At 61.0% G+C, this 18,305-nt stretch carries 14 protein-coding genes; 7 read left to right on the top strand and 7 right to left on the bottom strand.

The window, feature by feature from the left end:
• Positions 1 to 3: 3 nt before the first annotated feature.
• On the bottom strand, positions 4 to 1,056 hold the full coding sequence (locus EJ078_RS27635) for an ABC transporter substrate-binding protein (protein ID WP_127403560.1): 1,053 nt from the start codon (positions 1,054 to 1,056) through the stop codon (positions 4 to 6).
• 239 nt (positions 1,057 to 1,295) lie between these two features.
• Here EJ078_RS27635 and EJ078_RS27630 point away from each other — a divergent pair, with 239 nt between their 5' ends.
• The 4 genes from EJ078_RS27630 (at position 1,296) to EJ078_RS27615 (ending at position 5,122) form a co-directional block, all read left to right on the top strand.
• Positions 1,296 to 2,096 carry an IclR family transcriptional regulator gene (locus EJ078_RS27630; RefSeq protein ID WP_127248450.1) on the top strand — a complete coding sequence of 267 codons (801 nt, stop codon included), beginning with the start codon at positions 1,296 to 1,298 and terminating at the stop codon, positions 2,094 to 2,096.
• 80 nt (positions 2,097 to 2,176) lie between these two features.
• Positions 2,177 to 3,058 (top strand): DMT family transporter, encoded by an 882-nt coding sequence (locus tag EJ078_RS27625; RefSeq protein ID WP_127217273.1) that lies wholly within the window; start codon positions 2,177 to 2,179, stop codon positions 3,056 to 3,058.
• Positions 3,059 to 3,389: 331 nt separating this feature from the next.
• Positions 3,390 to 4,208 (top strand): FkbM family methyltransferase, encoded by an 819-nt coding sequence (locus tag EJ078_RS27620; RefSeq protein WP_095802189.1) that lies wholly within the window; start codon positions 3,390 to 3,392, stop codon positions 4,206 to 4,208.
• A 107-nt stretch (positions 4,209 to 4,315) separates the two neighbouring features.
• On the top strand, positions 4,316 to 5,122 hold the full coding sequence (locus EJ078_RS27615) for a hypothetical protein (RefSeq protein WP_095802188.1): 807 nt from the start codon (positions 4,316 to 4,318) through the stop codon (positions 5,120 to 5,122).
• Here EJ078_RS27615 and EJ078_RS27610 read toward each other — a convergent pair.
• The 6 genes from EJ078_RS27610 to EJ078_RS27585 all read right to left on the bottom strand — a co-directional run bounded on the left by EJ078_RS27610 (position 5,119) and on the right by EJ078_RS27585 (position 15,724).
• Positions 5,119 to 5,796, bottom strand: a complete 678-nt coding sequence (locus tag EJ078_RS27610) for a class I SAM-dependent methyltransferase (RefSeq protein ID WP_206518437.1) — start codon at positions 5,794 to 5,796, stop codon at positions 5,119 to 5,121. The genes EJ078_RS27615 and EJ078_RS27610 overlap by 4 nt on opposite strands.
• 41 nt (positions 5,797 to 5,837) lie before the next feature.
• A complete protein-coding gene (locus EJ078_RS27605; RefSeq protein ID WP_245457177.1) occupies positions 5,838 to 7,058 on the bottom strand; it encodes a glycosyltransferase in 1,221 nt (406 codons plus the stop codon).
• A gap of 22 nt (positions 7,059 to 7,080) precedes the next feature.
• The gene (locus EJ078_RS27600; protein WP_127216758.1) at positions 7,081 to 8,769 is read right to left on the bottom strand and encodes a hypothetical protein; all 1,689 of its coding nucleotides are present in this window, start codon (positions 8,767 to 8,769) and stop codon (positions 7,081 to 7,083) included.
• Positions 8,769 to 9,728, bottom strand: coding sequence for a glycosyltransferase family 2 protein (locus EJ078_RS27595; RefSeq protein ID WP_245458977.1), 960 nt, complete (start codon positions 9,726 to 9,728; stop codon positions 8,769 to 8,771). Before EJ078_RS27595 ends, EJ078_RS27600 begins: the two co-directional genes overlap by 1 nt.
• Positions 9,729 to 10,067: 339 nt before the next feature.
• Positions 10,068 to 13,595 carry a DNA polymerase III subunit alpha gene (dnaE, locus tag EJ078_RS27590; protein WP_127403559.1) on the bottom strand — a complete coding sequence of 1,176 codons (3,528 nt, stop codon included), beginning with the start codon at positions 13,593 to 13,595 and terminating at the stop codon, positions 10,068 to 10,070.
• Positions 13,596 to 13,711: 116 nt separating this feature from the next.
• Entirely contained in the window at positions 13,712 to 15,724 is a 2,013-nt protein-coding gene (locus EJ078_RS27585) for an acetyl/propionyl/methylcrotonyl-CoA carboxylase subunit alpha (RefSeq protein WP_127217012.1), read from the bottom strand.
• Positions 15,725 to 15,990: 266 nt separating this feature from the next.
• On the opposite strand from EJ078_RS27585, the gene EJ078_RS27580 reads away from it, so the two are divergent.
• From EJ078_RS27580 to EJ078_RS27570, 3 genes are all read left to right on the top strand, one after another.
• Positions 15,991 to 17,118, top strand: a complete 1,128-nt coding sequence (locus EJ078_RS27580; RefSeq protein WP_127217011.1) for an S-(hydroxymethyl)glutathione dehydrogenase/class III alcohol dehydrogenase — start codon at positions 15,991 to 15,993, stop codon at positions 17,116 to 17,118.
• Between the two features lie 67 nt (positions 17,119 to 17,185).
• A complete protein-coding gene (gene gfa / locus EJ078_RS27575) occupies positions 17,186 to 17,755 on the top strand; it encodes an S-(hydroxymethyl)glutathione synthase (protein ID WP_208720963.1) in 570 nt (189 codons plus the stop codon).
• A gap of 62 nt (positions 17,756 to 17,817) precedes the next feature.
• Entirely contained in the window at positions 17,818 to 18,285 is a 468-nt protein-coding gene (locus EJ078_RS27570; RefSeq protein ID WP_127217010.1) for a YaiI/YqxD family protein, read from the top strand.
• The last annotated feature ends 20 nt before the right edge of the window (positions 18,286 to 18,305 follow it).

The raw sequence follows: 18,305 nt of genomic DNA, 5'->3' as shown, positions 1-18,305 counted from the left end.
CGCCTACTTCTGCGCCAGCAGCTTCTTGAACAGCTCCTCATCGTAGGGCGAATAGATGTAACCGTCAGCCGGGAAATCTTTCGCCCGGGCGAGGTATTGATCGATGTTGGAATTGTCGATGACCGGCAGCGGAATCTTGACGAAGGCCGGCACGTCCTTGCCCTCCAGCGCCTGGACCGCGGTGTAAGTGGCAAAGGCGCCGAGCCAGTTCGGCTGCATGGTCGCCCAGCTCTTCAGGCCCTTTTCCTTCCACAGCTCGAGGAACTGGCGCGCATTCTCGCCGGTGATCGGCACCTGGTCGCGGCCCTGCTTGTCGAGCGCGAGCACCGCACCGGCCGAGAGCGCGCCGCCGAGCGACAGGATGCCGTCGATCTCGGGATTGGCGAACAGCAGACTGGTGACGGCTTCCTGGGCCGGCGCGACATTGTACGGCGTGTTGGTCTCGGCGAGGATTTTCACGTCGGGGTGGGCCTTGAGCTCGGCATCGGCGCCCTTGCGGCGGTCGTCGCTGACCGAAACGCCGGCCGGGCCGTTGAGGATGAGGATCTTGCCCTTGCCGCCGATGGCGTCGATCAGGAACTTCGCAGCCTGGTCGCCCCACTGCGAGGAATCCGTGTTGACCTTGGCCGTCACCTGGTCGGTATCGACCAGGCTGTCGAAGTTGATGATCGCAATGCCCTTGGCGCAGGCATCCGCGATCACACGCGCCGGAGCGGTCGAGGAACCGGCGATCAGGATGATGGCGTCGACATTGGAATCGATCATCGACTGGATCTGCTGGATCTGCACATTGGCGTCGCCCTGGGCGTCGGTCACGACCAGCTTGTCGACCAGCCCCTGCTTCTTGAGCGCCTCGACCTCGGCTTCGATCGTGCCCTGGGTCTGCTTCATCCAGGTCGGCACGGAATAGATGTTGGCCCAGCCGATCGTATACGGCGCCTTGCGGTCGCCCTTGATGCACTTCGCGGCCGCATCGGCCTGCGAGCCGACACCCACGGCCAGGACGAGACCGAGGCAAAAGGCGCTGGCGGATACGAAAAACGATGACTTCTTCATGACGGTTCCCCTTCTGTAGCTCTTGTCCGGACGCGCGGAGTCGGGACGGCGAAACACCGCGGTCGCCGCGTCGCGGAAACCGCTTGTTCGTCGTCTGGACTTCTTCTGCCCGGCTCGTTAGTTTGTCCGATATTCCAGACAACGTGTCTGTATATCGGACAAACTGGATGCTAGACTGAGCCTTGACATCTTTCAAGCGTCTTGAGACGAGAGCCGAAAATGATTTTTGGGCGGCTGGCATGAGCGAAGGCGCAACTGGTTTGATCGAGGCAGGCGCCGGGGTGCAACCGCAGGCCGGTGAGCGCCGCCGCGGCATCGACCGCGTCATCATGCTGCTCGAGGCCCTGCTGAAGCATCGCGCGCCGATGCGCATCGGCGACATCGCAAAGATGATCAACGCACCCCGTTCGACGACCTATGAGATCGTCAACAGCCTGCTCGGAGCCGAGATGCTCGAAAATGTCGGGTCCGAGGGCTACGTCTATTTCGGGCGGGCGATGCACTTGTTCGGATGGGCGTACTCGCATCACAACGCACACTATCGCCGCATCCTTGAAACGCTGGACAGGATGGCGGCCGAGACCGGCGAGACCGTTCAGCTCTGTGGTCTGCGCGGCAACAAATATGTCGTTCTCGATTGCCGGGATTCCCCTGGCCCTTTCCGCATCTCGAGCGCTGTCGGCGTCGAGGTGCCGATCCCCTGGACGGCGTCGGGGCGGCTGCTGGTCGGCCATATGCAGGAGACGGAACTCAAGGATTTCATTCCTGCCGCCGACTACGAACTCCCCGACGGTCGGGTCATTGCTCCCGACGAATTCTTCGCCGACGTCGACCTGGCTCGCCGGCAGGGCTTCAGCGAGACCTCGGCGCTCGCCGACCGTTTCACCTGGTGCATGGCGGCTCCCATCCGCGACAGCCACGGCGCCATCAACACGACGCTTTGCTTTGTGCTGCCGGTCGATACGCCGGAGCCGCGTCGCAACCAGTTGCTTGAGCTGCTGCGCGAGCGCGCCCGCGCACTGTCGCTCGCCGGAAGCTGAGCCGGAATGCGGCCGTCTGGCCCAGTCGAATGCCGCGACTACCGGTTGCGGCACAACGACGGTCTTGCGACATAGCGCCAATGGCACCCGCTCCCTCGATCACCGAGGCCGCGCTCTGGATGGCGCTGTCGATCGCCTCGTTCCTGGCGATGTCGGTCGCTGGCCGTACCGCGACGGCCGCGCTCAATGTCTTCCAGGTGCTGGAGCTGCGCTCGGTGATCGGCTTCTTCATCCTGCTGCCGCTGGTGCTGATGGGCGGCGGCTTTAGGGCGATGCGCACCCAGCGCCCGCTCGCCCACATTGCCCGCAACGTGGTCCATTATGCCGGCCAGGCCGCCTGGCTCTATGCGCTGACCTTGATTCCGCTGGCCGTGCTGATCTCGATCGAGTTCACGACCCCGATCTGGACGGCGATCCTGGCGGTGAGCTTTCTCGGCGAAAGGCTGTCGCGGGCCAGGCTGACGGCAATCGTGCTGGGGCTGATCGGCGTGGTGATAATCGTGCGTCCCGGCGTCGGCTCGGTCGATCCCGGGCATCTCGTCGTGCTGGGAGCCGCAATGTGCTTCGGCGTCTCGGTGGTCATGGTCAAGTCGCTGACGCGAACCGACAGCGTCGTACGCATCATCTTCTGGATGCTGATCATTCAGTCCGTGGTCGGCCTCGTCCCGGCGCTCTATGTCTGGCGCAACCCGGCAGTCGAACTGTGGCCGTCGATATTGGTGGTCGCCTTCACCGGCATGTCCTCCCATTTCTGCATGGCCCGCGCGCTCAGCCACGCCGATGCGACCGTCATTTCGCCGATGGACTTCCTGCGCGTGCCGCTGTCTGCGCTGATCGGATGGCTGCTTTACAACGAGCAGATCGATGTCTTCACCGCCGGGGGCGCCTTGCTGATCCTGACCGGCAATCTGCTCAACCTGCAGCGCAAGGCGCCTCAGCCTGCCGAAGTCGCGACCTCCTAGCTGCCAGGTCAGACGCCCGGTTGGGTTGCCTGCGACCCGACAAGCTGGCTGGCGTCGACACCGGGCCCATGGGGCATTTCATCAGCACGGGTGGAGCGCATAACACCGCCAACTACGCCATTGCTGCCTAGGCCGGGGCAACCAGCCTTCAGCCAGCCGCTCATTGGCATGGGGGCACCCGCTCTCACCCCCTCCTTGCGATCAGCAAAGCGCCTTTTGTCGGCTTCACTAAAAAAAAGGCAATGCCGTTTTAATTTGACAGCGCCACTGCCTTCGCTGTCCGTAATTTTCCAGTCTGAACGGGCGTGAACGAGTTCTCCGGAGGGCCTCGATGAATACTATGAAGCATGCATTTCATTTAGTGAACGTTCTTGGCAATATAGTTCCCCATGCCGGCAGGCGCTTTTTGCTGGATAGGCTTGGATTGGGCAAGATTTTGCAGCGGGCGTCCAAGGGGAGCATCGATCAGGTCAAACTGCCAAACGGCTATGACCTCTTCTTCAACCCGATGCTACACTGGAATGCAACCAACCCAAAAAATCACGAGCCAGAAGTCACCGCCCTGCTCCACCGCTATTTAAAACCAGGGGCCATTTTCTATGACATTGGCGCCAATATCGGGTTGCATTCGCTGATCGCGTCGAAGATTGTGGGCCCAACGGGACGAGTGCTTGCATTCGAGCCCGGTGAGATCAACCTTAAGTATTTCCGCCGGACTCTGGAAAACAGGATCCCCAACGTATCGCTGCACGAATTCGCGATTGGTGCTGCCGACGAAGTGAGGGTGTTCGACCTCAGGGGTGGCGCAATGTCGGGGAAGCTGGTTGGCCCCGGGGAAAATGCCGTCGCTCCCGTGAGCGTGCAAGTTAGGTGCATCGACAGCCTCATAGCTGAAGGCTATCCACGCCCTGATGTGATAAAGATTGATATCGAAGGAGGCGAGGCAGACGCGCTGCAGGGGGCCGCGACAACGTTGCAAACACATCCGGTCGTGATCTGCGAGATGCATGATTTTGCGCCCGAGGAAGTGAAACGGGCCATGAAATCGCTGACAGAAGCTGGTTATCAGGTGACCCGAATCCCGGATAGATCGCCATCGGATCATTCGCGCAGCCATCATATTGTGGCAGTACGGGGCGACGGCGTTTGAATTCGGCTAAAGCAAGATTTGTGGTGTCCCGCCTAACCGTCCTGGGCGACCAGGTTTTTAACTGGGGACATTCCCACCGTGCGCCCATTCGCAATCTTGGGCTCACAGTGGCGATTTCGATTTTTGCTGGCGGCCTGCTGTTGGCTATCCAAAGCATGCCTGGCCTGTTTGAACGGCTTAACGCAACTCCCTTTGTCTTCCTCGTCATGGTCGCAGTGCCGGCCACGGCGGCGCTGAATGCGCTCGAGCTCCAGATCATGGCAGCAATGGCGAAGAAGAACATGGCTTGGGCAAACGCATTCGAAATCGGCGTCTTTTCAAGTGCCGCCAATATGCTGTTTTTGCCGGCTGGCCTTTTGTCGCGCGCTGCGGCGCTACGGGCACATGGAGTCGGACTGCGCTTTGGAGGCAGCCTGATTCTTTTTTTCATGGCGTTGTGGTTTGGGGCAGCGTTTGGTTATTCGGGCCTATTCCTTCTTGCGCTCGGCCACATCAAAATCGGTGCAGGTTTTGCCACTGTCGGATTGCTGTGCACTGGCGCCAGCATTGTCTTCCTGGTTCGCCTCCGATCCGGCTGGAGACTGGTTGTTTCGGCGCTGGCCATAAAGCTCGCTGGCTTGATCCTCGAAGCCTTTCGGCTCTGCCTCGCGGCAAACGCGCTCGGGATCGGCCTCGGCTTCAATCAGGCTTCAACCTTTTCGATAGCCTCCATAATCGGAACACTAACCTCTCTCGTTCCGGCAGGCTTGGGGATCACGGAGGCGATCACGGCATTACTCTCGCCGCTTGCCAATATCGATTCTGTCGCAGGTTTCCTGATTGCTGGAACCAACCGAATTGCCGTAGTGCTGGGTTTGCTCTTGCTGGCGGTCATTCTTGTAGGGACAAGGCGATTGAGATCCCTATCTGATTAATTCCGGCTGTATACGTAGAAATCGGCAAAGGACGTGTTGTCGGGATCGCGCGGATCAAGCGGATAAGCGTTCGGAGTCACCGAACAAAGTTTCCAATCCGGTCGATTGACCTCGATCCATTTCGTAAACATGCGATGCTTGACGTGCGGTTCCGGGGTCGATTCAGCTGAATTGCTTGAATACACAATGACAAACCGCTCTGAAGAAGAGAACAAGTTCCGCATATACGTATCAAATACGGTGTCTTCCACCAGGTGATATACCACGTCCAATGACAGCGCGAGATCATGCCGACCACCCGGATCGTTGTCGACAAGCTCGAATTGTTTGGTCGGATCATTCGCGAACCGCTTTCGACACTGGGCTACCGCCGAAGGTGCATTGTCGAGCCCTAAGTATTTTGGATATTCTGCAAGGGCCAGTTGCATCCCGTCGCCGCAGCCGAACTCAACTACCGACTGAATTTCGTGACTTTCTACAAAGCGATTGAGAAAATCGGCCTTAAACCGCGCGAGACGGTCGGCTGAACCGGCACCCGACGTGCCGCCATCCCTGTAGCGCCTTTCCCAATAGTCAGCAGAATTTCGAAAATTCAGCGCGGCCAAGGCAAAATATACCTCTCGGACGAGCGGCCCCGCAAACCAACTCTTCTTCGCCCATTTCTTCAACGACATAATTCTGGACGCCCTTCTTTCGACCGGCAACTTGTGAGGCATCAATGGGTTCGTGTCTCGGCCGATAAAACGCGGTGATAAATTTCGTGGAATCGTTCAGCGGTCTTGGCGATCGTGCCCTCGGACAGAACCCATTCCTTGGCATTGGCGGCAAGGCCGATTGCAAAGCGTTTATTTGTAACCATTCTCTCCACCGCCTCGGCGATTTCTCCTGGAGATCGCTCGGCGACCAGAAGCCCTGTCTCCTCATGGCGAATGATGTCGACGAGACCACCGCATCGCGACGCAATCACGGGCAGGTCGTGGAGCATCGCTTCGAGCGGCACGACGCCCTGCGCTTCCATTGTGCCATCTGCCGCACGGCGAGAGGGAATGACCAGAACATCGCTTCTGCGCATCCACTGGCTAACCTTTTCCGGCTGCAGCCAATCCGTAAACAATATGCGGTCGCGCACCTCGAGAGACGCGGCCTTCGCCTCGAGGGTTTGCCGGTCCGGCCCATCGCCCACGACAACGAGTCGTGCGCCTGGCAGACGGCTTTGCAGCAATGCGAGAGCGGCGACTGCATCCTCCGCTCCCTTGCAGTCAATTAGCCTTCCGACGAACAGCAAGAGAGGGTTTGCTTCGTCGGCGAATCCACACTCCCAAGACGGGACCGTTTCCTCACGAGTTCGAGAAGATGCTCCGATCGGAACGATCTCGACCCGATCGGGGTTTGCGCCCAACCTGCGTAGCGCAGCCGCCGTCGCGACAGAGTTGGCCGTCAGGAATGATGCGTGCCGCGCGGCAAGCTGTTTCGCCCACATCGGTAGACGTCCCTGCAAACCGAGAACGTCACTGCCATGCGCACTCACGACGAGAGCCGTTCGACCGAGACAGGAAGGCAATGCAGTGATTCCTTGCGGGACCACCCAATGTGCATGGATCAGATGATGGCGACGCGACTTGGCTAGCTGATAGGTAGCAGCAGCTTGCGCGACCGCGATGAGTGGCAGCTTTATCGCTTTTGATGGCTTCGCCTTGATATTTTCGAGCGCTCCTGCGCCATAGAAGACGTTTTCCAGCTTTTCAGGCCAAGCATAGCGAAACCGATGAACGGTGACACCGTTGCCCAGATCCTCGACCGTCTTGCTGCCAGGCGAATGGGGGGCCAACACGTCCAGTTCTATTCCTCTGGCCGCGAGCGCGAAAATCAGATCGGACATAAAGGGGGAGACGTTGTCGCCATGAAAGCGAGGAAAAGTGGACGTGGAAATCAGCACGCGCAAACCAGCAGGCCCTCGCCTAGAACCCGGTGAAGATCGCCATTGGCGGCTCGCGCGCGGGAACAGGCGGGTTTCGCCCATGGCGCAACGTGGCAAGTCCGCCCCGAAAGCTATGCGTTCCCTCAGTTAGCTCGACAACATCGCCCGGCAGGATCGATCGCCGGTCAATTTCAACCGGTGCATCGGCCGTCATAGTGTAGGGTCCAGGAATGTGAACCGCGAATGTGGCTTCAACCCCGCCTGTGGCGGGTAGCTGCTTTCCCGCGATCCAGATTGGACCCCAATGGCGCACATAGTTCTCTTTCAGAGCCTCTATGTCGGCAGGGAGCAATCCTTCGCCCGCATCGGTCGATACAGTGCCGGGTTCCAGCGCAGCCGAAAGCGCCGGGCCCGAGACGATGACGAAGGGCGGTCTTTCTTTCTCGATCGCATGCAGAAGCACCGGTTCTCCTCGATCGCGATATTCCTCGATTCCCCAGGTGCTCATCAAAAATCCTGCGTGGGGATAGGATGCAACCATGCCCGTTTGAGCGATATAAGGTACCGGGTTCGGAAAGATCTGATGCACGGCGGAAATCAGTGATCGCTGAGCCGATTGGTCTCGCTGAAATTCTGGAATCGCATGCCCCACCGCCAGGGCGACGAATATCACGGGGATTGCCCCCGAAATTTTTGACAGGGAAGAGAGCTTATCTGCGGCCAACGCCCCGACCATCGCCACGGGTGCCATCATGAACACATAGAAGTAGGGAAAGCTGTTTCGATAGAAGGCAATGCATAACAACGGCGAGGCGAAGCTAAGTATAGTCAATGCGCGGAGCCTCTCCGCGCCGCTATTGTTGATTGTCCGAGCTACAGCCAGGCCCATTCCGACGCAGATCACCGACCATTGCAGCGCGTTCACCGCCAGCGAATACGCCAGAAATCTCGCCCCGTAGAAGAGGCTGCTATCAACCAGCTGCTTGTTGTAAACGGAGGTCAGCGTATTCCCGGCCTGAGATACGGCCTGCGCCAAGCTTGCCGAGTGACAAAGAAATAGGCCGACGAACGCCGTGGCGGCAATCACGAGTGCGACGGCCATATTCCGGAGCAATACCTTATCGTGGGTGCGTGCCAGTTGCAGGGTGGCGACCATTGTTATGGCCGGGACATAAAAGACCGATTTTATCGAGATCAGGCCCGCAACCGTCACCGCCAGCGCAGAAAGGATAAGCAGCCTGAGCGGAAGGCGGTCGCGCGTCAGCCCGAATAGTGCACCCATCAGAAGTGTCGTGATGATCGGGTCGGCACGGAAGCTCGTCGCGTTCCGCATCACAAAACCCAGTGTGGCGTAAAGCACCGTCGCCCATAAAGCCCCGCGAATGGAAACGAGGTTCTCGGCCGTTTTGAAGAGGAACCAGAGCGTGGCCAGGTGAAGAAGCCACATCAGGCAGCGCGCAATGACGATCGTGCCTATCTCGTCGGTGGGCAGCAATGTCAGCCACGAAAATAGATGGACGTGAAACGTTTGCAAGGCAAGACTAAGCGAAGCCCGCTTGTATTCGAAAATCAGTGATAGGAAATGGAATTCGTCCCAGTTAACTTCCCGAAAGAGCGCCGTTGTCAATTCCAGTACTGCGATAGCGCCGAACAGAATAAGAATTGTCCATCGACCGACCCTGACAGGAGCTTCAGACCTCGCATCGAAGAATCCGGCCAAACTCGTCATTATTCGACCCGATCCATCTGCTCTTCGATTTTCCGTAGCTTGAAAAGCGTCATCTCGAGCATTTGCCGGTTGCGCCCAATTAGGTCGGCGAGAAGTGCGAAAAGCAAAGTGATAAAACCTACGATGATCAACACGCCGCCAAGGATCAGCGATTGAATGTGGCCCCTATTGTCGCCTACCAAAGACAACCACAGAAAACGAAGTATCGGCAACGAGCCAGCGAAACAAATTACGCCACCGATGAGCAGAAACGCGTTAAGTGGATTGTAAAGGGCATAGGAGCGTACAATTGTGATGCCGGTGTTGAAAATAAAATGAGGTATGCTTTTAAATAAACGAGACCGCCGCATGGGCGCATTGGTTCGAATGGGAACCGACGCCACCGCCAATCGCCTCTTGCCAGCGACGATCAGCATTTCCGTTGTATAGGAAAAGCGCGACACAATGTTGATCTGCATCGCGGCATCGCGACTTATTGCGCGAAATCCACTGACTGCATCGGGAACGTCTATCCCCGCCAAATGACGAACGACGCGGGTCCCGACGCGCTGCAGGATCTGCTTGCCTGACGAGAAATGGAAATTTTTACCCACTTGGCGGTCGCCAATGACGATGTCGGCTTCCCCACGCAGAATAGGCCCGACAAGCAGCTCTATGTCCGACGCGTTGTATTGGTTGTCGGCGTCGGTATTGACAATGATATCGGCTCCCGCGCGAAGGCTGGCGTCTATCCCCGTCTGGAACGCAGCCGCCAAGCCGCGATTGCGGCGATGGCTAACCACGTGATCCACATTGAGGCTTCTCGCAACGTCGGCAGTCCCATCACTGCTACCATCATCGATCACAAGAATGTCGACGTTATCTATCCCCTCGATCTTGCGCGGTATTGCCGTAACGGTGGCTCCAAGACTCGCTGCCTCATTGTAACAGGGAATCTGGATAACCAGCTTCAGTGCCAAGATCGTCTCCCCACGCCCTGTAACATCATAAGCCAACTACTTTATTTTTGGTTACCTTTGGTTACCGAAACACAAAGGCCTCCCAGGGTCACGGTTTCTTGCCGGGCGACTTTTGAGTGCCAGATTGTCAGCTTGGTTTGCCGCTCACGCCATCATTAGCAAGAACAAGTTAGGCAAAGATATACAGAACCATACGTCGTTGAGCGAATGACGTGGTTTGGCCAGTACGGGTGATCGTGGCGGGGCTTGAACTGGTGGCCACGCCTCGCGCCAAAGCATTCAAGGAAAGCGCTAGCCGGTTTCTGTTCGGAGTTGCGCGAAAACAAGTCGTTGGAACGCTTACACCAGTTCCACTTCGACGACACCCGGCACCGCGCGCATGGCCGACGCGACCTGCGGCGAGATACGATAGCGGTTGGGCAGTTCGATCTCCACCTCGCCCTGGCCGGCTTCCTTGATCAGCACGAAGCTCACCTGCCCCTCGCCCTTCACGGCAAGCTGGTTGGCAAGGATGTTGATCGGTTGAGCATCGCGCACGAAGATGCGCAGCGCCTTTTGGATGCGGCTTGCTTCGTCCTCCAGCGACTGCACCGTCTGGATGCGCAGATTGATCCCCTCCGGCCGGTCTTCGGCCGAGACGGTGATCACCACCGAACGGCCAGGCTCCAGCATGTCGCGATACTGCGCCAGGCCTTCGGAGAACAGCACCGCCTCGTACTGGCCGGTGGTGTCGGAAAACTGCACGACGCCCATCTTGTTGCCGGTGCGGGTCTTGCGCTCCTGCTTCGTGGTGACGGTGCCGGCGAGCCGGCCGGCCGCAGCGCCGCGTTTGACCGCGGCGGAGAATTCCGCCCAGTTCTGCACCCGCATCTTCTGCAGCGCCGCCTTGTATTCGTCGAGCGGATGCGCAGAGAGATAGAAGCCGACCACCTGGAACTCGCGGTGCAGCCGGTCGGCGGCAAGCCATGGCTCGGCCGCCGGCAGGTTGAGCGCCTGCGATTGCGCGCCGAGCGAGGCGCCGAAAATATCCGTCTGGCCCGAGATGGCATTCTGCTGCGCCAGCGACGCGAGCCCCATCATCCGCTCCACGCCGGCCATCATCACGGCGCGGTCATGCCCGAAGCAGTCCAGGGCCCCCGCCATGATCAGGCTTTCGAAGACGCGCTTGCCGACGATCTTCGGATCCACGCGCTCGCAGAAGTCGGCTAGGCTCTTGAACGGCCTCTCACCGCGCTTCTCGACGATGTGCTCGACCGCGGCGTCGCCGACGCCTTTGAGCGCCGCCAGCGAGTAGAAGATCTTGTTCTCGCCGACCTCGAACGGTCGGAAGCTGGTCATCACCGACGGCGCCACCACCTCGATGCCGAGGCGTAGCGCGTCCTGGCGGAAATCCGCCAGTTTGTCGGTGTTGCTCATGTCGAGCGTCATCGACGCCGCCAGGAACTCGACCGGATAGTGCGCCTTGAGGTAGGCGGTCTGGTAGGAAACGACCGCATAAGCCGCGGCGTGCGACTTGTTGAAGCCGTAGTCGGCGAATTTCGCCAGCAGATCGAAGATGAAATCGGCCTGCGCCTTGCCGACGCCGCGCTCGACGGCGCCGGTGACGAAGCGCTCGCGCTGCTTGTCCATCTCGGCGCGGATCTTCTTGCCCATGGCGCGGCGCAGAAGATCGGCTTCGCCGAGCGAATAGCCGGCAAGCTCCTGCGCGATCTGCATCACCTGTTCCTGGTAAACGATGACGCCTTGAGTTTCCTTCACAAGGTGGTCGATCTTGGGGTGGATCGAGGCCATCTCCTCCTCGCCATGCTTTCTGGCGTTGTAGGTCGGGATGTTCTCCATCGGGCCTGGGCGATAGAGCGCGACCAGCGCGATGATGTCCTCGATGCAGTCCGGCCGCATGCCGATCAGCGCCTTGCGCATGCCCGCGCTTTCAACCTGGAACACGCCGACCACCTCGCCGCGCGACAGCATGGCGTAAGTCTCGGGGTCGTCGAGCGGGATGCGGGCAAGATCGATATCCACACCGCGCCGCCGGATCAGCTTCACCGCCGTTTCCAGCACCGTCAGCGTCTTCAGGCCGAGGAAGTCGAATTTCACCAGCCCGGCCTGCTCCACATATTTCATGTTGAACTGGGTGACCGGCATGTCCGAGCGCGGATCGCGGTACATCGGGACCAATTCCGACAACGGCCGGTCGCCGATGACGATGCCGGCGGCATGCGTCGAGGCATGGCGGTAGAGGCCCTCGAGCTTCTGCGCGGTGTCGAGCAGCGTCTGCACGATCGGCTCCTTTTCCGCCTCCTCGGCGAAGCGCGGCTCGTTGGCGACAGCGTCCGCCAGCTTGACCGGGTTGGCCGGGTTCTGCGGCACCATCTTGGAGAGCTTGTCGACCTGGCCATACGGCATCTGCAGGACGCGGCCGACGTCGCGCAGCACCGCACGCGCCTGCAGCGTTCCGAAGGTGATGATCTGCCCGACCTGGTCGCGGCCGTATTTCTGCTGGACGTAGCGGATGACCTCCTCGCGCCGGTCCTGGCAGAAGTCGATGTCGAAGTCCGGCATCGAGACGCGGTCCGGGTTGAGGAAGCGCTCGAACAGCAGCGAGAAGCGCAGTGGGTCGATGTCGGTGATGGTGGTCGAATAGGCGACAAGCGAGCCGGCGCCCGAACCGCGCCCCGGTCCGACCGGGATGCCTTGCGCTTTCGCCCATTTGATGAAGTCGGCAACGATCAGGAAGTAGCCGGGAAACTTCATCTTCTCGATGATGCCGAGCTCGAATTCGAGCCGCTCGCGATATTGCTCGACCGTGTAGCCTGGCGTCGGTCCGTGCGCGGCAAGCCGCGCCTCCAGGCCCTCGCGCGCCTGGCGCGCGAGCTCGGCGGCTTCCGCCTTCTCGGCGGCGTCCTTGTCGGCGGAGTCGGCGCCGGTGAAACGCGGCAGGATCGGGCTGCGGTTCTTCGGATAGTAGGAGCAGCGCATGGCGATCTCGACCGTGTTGTCGATCGCTTCCGGCAGGTCGGAGAACAGCCGTGCCATCTCGGCCTGGCCGCGCAGGAAATTGTCGGGCGAAAGCCGCCGGCGATTGTCGGCGGCCACCACCGAGCCTTCGGCGATCGCAATCAGCGCGTCATGCGCCTCATAGTCTTCGCGCTTGGAGAAGAAGGCCTCGTTCGTCGCGACCAGCGGCAGTTCGTGGGTATAGGCAAGGTCGAGCGTCGACTTTTCGACCATGCGGTCATAGCCGGCGACCCGTTCCAGCTCGACATAGAGACGGTCGCCGAAAAGCTCTTTGAGGACCAGCAGCCGCTGTTCGGCCAGGTCGCGGCGGTCCGCCTTCAGCGCGCTGCCGATGGGGCCGCGCGGGCCGCCGGTCAGGCATAGCAGGCCATCGCGATGGCTCTCCAGCATGGCGCTGGTCATGTGCACCGGCTCGCCGGGCGGCGTTTCCAGATAAACCTTGCTGATCAGCCGGACCAGATTGGCATAGCCGGCCTCGCTGGCGGCGATCAGCACGATCGGCGACATCTCGGGACCGTGCCGGCGGGGGTCGCGTTGGGCGTCGCTCGTTTCGCCGGAAAAGACCAGATCGACCTGGCAGCCGATGATCGGCTGGATACCGTCCTTGACCGCTTTCTGGGCGAATTCGAGCGCGCCGAACAGATTGTTGGTGTCGGTCACTGCGATCGCCGGCGCTTCATCCTTGACCGCGTGGCCGACGATGGCGCCTAGCTGCAGGGCGCCCTCGAGCAGCGAATAGGCTGAATGCACGCGCAGATGGATGAACCTCCGCGCAGGCGTCTCCGGCTGCGTAGCCTTCACGACAGCTTCGCGCTGCAAAGGGTCGCGTGGAAGTCGTTCATCCGCCATGTTTTTTCGCGCTATCTCAAGGACTCATCCGTGCAGATGTATTGTCCCGGACGCCGCGATGCCAGTCCAGTACAATCGACCGCGAACCACAAGCTTGCGGCCTATGTCGCCCTGGGTCAGGCGAACTCCATGATCACAGCGTCGACCGCGAGGCTGTCGCCCGGTTTGGCGTTAAGCTTCGCCACGGTGAGGTCGCGCTCCGCGCGCAGCACGTTCTCCATCTTCATCGCCTCGACCACGGCCAGCGTCTCGCCGGCCTTGACGTCTTGGCCCTCGGCGACGGCGATCGACACCACCAGTCCTGGCATCGGGCAAAGCAGCATTTTCGAGGTATCCGGCGGCAGCTTTTCCGGCATCAGCCTTTCCAGCTCCGCCGTCCGCGGCAGCATGGCTTGAGCCGTCACCGACATGCCCTTCCAGGCGATACAAAGGCCGTTCAGCACTGGCCGGACCTGCGCCGCGATCCGGTTGCCGCCGACCGTGCCGCGCCAGATCGCGTCGCCCGGCCGCCAGTCGGAGGCGACCGTCAGCGGCTCGCTGCCATTGATCGACAGATCGATCTCCATCGGGATGGAGACCATGCCGTCCAGGATGCCGGCGCAAAGATAGTCCGCGCCGATCTTCACCACCCAGTCGCGCTTGAGATGGCCCGAATGCGGTGCCAACCGGCCGCTGAGCCGGTCGAGCCGGTCCCGTCGCAGCAGTTCGATCGCGGTGGCGATCGCGGCGAACACCGCCCTCTCCTCGCCGTCCGGTTCGACCGGCGCGAAACCGTCCGGATACTCCTCGGCGATGAAGCCGGTGGAAAGCCGCCCCTCGCGCCAACGCGGATGCTGCATCAGCGCAGCGAGGAACGGAATGTTGTGCTCTATGCCGTCGACGACAAAACCGTCCAGCGCTTCGGACATGGCATCGATAGCCTCGAGCCGCGTCGGCGCCCAGGTGCAGAGCTTTGCCACCATCGGATCGTAGAACATCGATATCTCGGCCCCTTCGGCGACGCCGGTGTCGTTGCGGATCACCACATCGCCGAATGTGCCCTCTTGCGGCGGCCGGTAGCGCGTTAGCCGGCCGATCGAGGGCAGGAAATTGCGGAACGGGTCCTCGGCATAGAGACGGCTTTCCACCGCCCAGCCGTTCAGCTTCACCTCGCTTTGCCTGATGCCGAGCTTTTCGCCGGCGGCGATGCGGATCATCTGCTCGACCAGATCGATGCCGGTGACGAGCTCCGTCACCGGATGCTCGACCTGCAATCGCGTGTTCATTTCAAGGAAATAGAAGTTCCTGTCCTTGTCGACGATGAACTCGACCGTGCCGGCGCTCTGGTAATCGACGGCTTTCGCCAACGCCACAGCCTGCTCGCCCATGGCCTTGCGCGTCTTGGCGTCGAGGAACGGCGACGGTGCTTCCTCGACCACCTTCTGGTTGCGGCGCTGGATCGAGCATTCGCGCTCACCCAGATAGAGCGCATTGCCATGCGCGTCGGCCAGCACCTGGATCTCGATATGGCGCGGGTCAACGACGAATTTCTCGATGAAGACGCGGTCATCGCCGAAGGAGCTTTTCGCTTCCGAACGCGCGCGCTCGAAGCCGTCGCGCACTTCCGCGCTGCTCCAGGCGATGCGCATGCCCTTGCCGCCGCCGCCGGCCGAGGCCTTGATCATCACCGGATAGCCGATCTTGCCGGCAATCCTTTCGGCGTGGTCGGCATTTTCGATGACGCCCAGCCAGCCGGGCACGGTCGAAACCTTGGCCTGGCTGGCGAACTTCTTCGATTCGATCTTGTCGCCCATTGCGCGGATCGCCTTGGGCTTCGGTCCGATGAAGATGATGCCTTCCTTTTCCAGCGCTTCGCAGAAAGAGGCGCGTTCCGACAGGAAGCCATAACCCGGATGCACCGCTTCGGCGCCGGTTTCCTTGCAGGCGGCGATGATCTTCTCAGGCACTAGATAGCTCTGCGTGGCCGGCGACGGGCCGATATGCACGGCCTCGTCGGCCATTTCGACATGCACGGCGTCGCGGTCGGCATCCGAATAAACCGCGACCGTGGCGATCCCCATCTTGCGCGCCGTCTTGATCACGCGGCAGGCGATCTCGCCGCGATTGGCGATCAGGATCTTCTTGAACATTCGGATGTCGTTCCTCCGGCGAAGCCGTCCAGTTCTATGGACAATCCCGACGCGCCTCAAGTGTCTGCAGCCCCTGCCCTTCGGCGCTCGATGCTTTTGCAGAAGCGGCGTCGAAAAACGTCGCAACAGACGTTGGCCGCCACCTTCGAACCCGGTAAGGTGGTGGCGAGCGCAAGAAAATGGCAGGCGGTATTCGCCTCGCCGGGCAGGCTCGACGGCCTGCCATAAAGCTGAGACTTTTAAGATTGCCTTGGGAGGAATGCCTCATGAAAACGCGTGCCGCAGTTGCCGTTGGTGCCGGAAAGCCGCTGGAGATCATGGAGGTGGATCTTGAGGGGCCGCGCGAGGGCGAGGTGCTGGTCGAGGTCAAGGCGACCGGCATCTGCCACACCGACGAGTTCACGCTCTCGGGCGCCGATCCGGAAGGCATCTTTCCGGCGATCCTCGGCCATGAGGGCGCCGGCATCGTCGTCGATGTCGGCAAGGGCGTGACCTCGGTCAGGAAGGGCGACCATGTCATCCCGCTCTACACGCCCGAATGCCGGCAGTGCCCGTCCTGCCTGTCGCGCAAGACCAATCTCTGCACCGCCATCCGCGCCACGCAGGGAAAGGGCCTGATGCCCGACGGCACCTCGCGCTTTTCGGTCGGCGGTGAAAAGCTGTTCCACTATATGGGCTGCTCGACCTTCTCCAACTTCACCGTGCTGCCGGAGATCGCGGTCGCCAAGGTCAATCCCGACGCCCCCTTCGACAAGATCTGCTATATCGGCTGCGGCGTGACCACCGGCATCGGCGCTGTCATCAACACCGCCAAGGTCGAGCAGGGCGCTACGGCCGTCGTCTTCGGCCTCGGCGGCATTGGCCTCAACGTCATCCAGGGCCTTCGCCTGGCCGGCGCCGACATGATCATCGGCGTCGACTTGAACAACGACAAGAAGGCCTGGGGCGAGAAGTTCGGCATGACGCATTTCGTCAATCCGCAGGAGATCGACGGCGACATCGTGCCTTACCTGGTCAACCTGACCAAGCGCGGCGCCGACCAGATCGGCGGCGCCGACTACACTTTCGACTGCACCGGCAACACCAAGGTGATGCGCCAGGCGCTGGAAGCCTCGCATCGCGGCTGGGGCAAGTCGGTCATCATTGGCGTTGCCGGCGCCGGCCAGGAGATTGCGACGCGGCCCTTCCAACTGGTCACCGGCCGCACCTGGATGGGCACCGCCTTCGGCGGCGCGCGCGGCCGCACCGACGTGCCGAAGATCGTCGACTGGTACATGGAGAAAAAGATCCAGATCGATCCGATGATCACCCATACGCTGACGCTCGACGACATCAACAAGGGTTTTGACCTCATGCATGAGGGCAAGTCGATCCGCAGCGTCGTGGTTTACTGAAGCAATGCCGCATCGGTCGTGGGCTGGAGCCCGCAACCTTTGCGGCTCAACATGGGAGGAAGGACGAATGGCGGAAAAATTGCATCCGAAGATCGACAACGGGCTGCCGAAGGAAAGTGCTGCCTTTTCCGGCGGCACGCTGGTCTGTCTCTGCACCAGCAACCCGGTGAAGGTGAAGGTCAAGGGCCAGATCGCCCACAACCATGCCTGCGGCTGCACCAAATGCTGGAAGCCGGAAGGCGCGGTGTTCTCGGTCGTGGCCGTTGCCGGCACCGGCGACGTCACTGTGGCCGAGAATGGCGACAAGCTGAAGGTGGTCGACCCGGCAGCGCTGATCCAGCGCCATGCCTGCACCAGCTGCGGCGTGCACATGTACGGCCCGGTCGAGCGCGACCATCCCTTCAAGGGTCTGTCCTTCATCCATGCCGAGCGTTTCGAGGAGGACGGCTGGTCGCCGCCCGGCTTTGCCGCCTTTGTCTCCTCCATCATCGAAGCCGGCGTCGACCCGAGCCGCATGGACGGCATCCGCGGCCAGCTGAAGTCGATTGGGCTCGAACCCTATGACTGCCTCAACCCCGCCCTGATGGACTACATCGCCACCTGGACGGCGAAGAAGTCGGGAGCCTTGGCGGCCTGACGATTGCGGGATTTCTGGTAAAGGGCCGGCCAACGCCGGCCCTTTGCACATTTGGAGAGACGATGCCAGCACCCATCATCTATGTCGATGCCGATGCCTGTCCGGTGAAGGCCGAGGTCGAGAAGGTGGCGGAGCGGCACGGCGTCGTGGTTACCTATGTCTCCAATGGCGGCCTGCGCCCGTCGCGCGATCCGATGATCCGCAATGTCGTAGTCTCCAAGGGCGCGGACGCTGCGGACGACTGGATCGTCGAGAACGCCAAACTCAACGATGTCGTGGTGACGGCCGATATCCCGCTTGCCGCGCGCACGGTGGCGCTCGGCGCGCATGTGCTGGGACCCACGGGCCGTCCCCTCACGCCCGAGACCATCGGCATGGCGGTGGCGATGCGGGATTTGAAGCAGCATCTGCGCGAGACCGGCGAAAGCCGCGGCTTGAACGCCGCCTTCACGGCGAAGGACAGGTCAAACTTTCTCGGCGAGCTCGACCGCATCTTGCGGCGGGCGCTCAAATCCGCCACACCCGGCTGACCCGAAGCCCTTTGAGAACC

This window comes from Mesorhizobium sp. M1A.F.Ca.IN.022.06.1.1, assembly GCF_003952605.1.
GTDB lineage: Bacteria > Pseudomonadota > Alphaproteobacteria > Rhizobiales > Rhizobiaceae > Mesorhizobium.
This window is presented reverse-complemented; position numbering and strand designations above follow the sequence as displayed.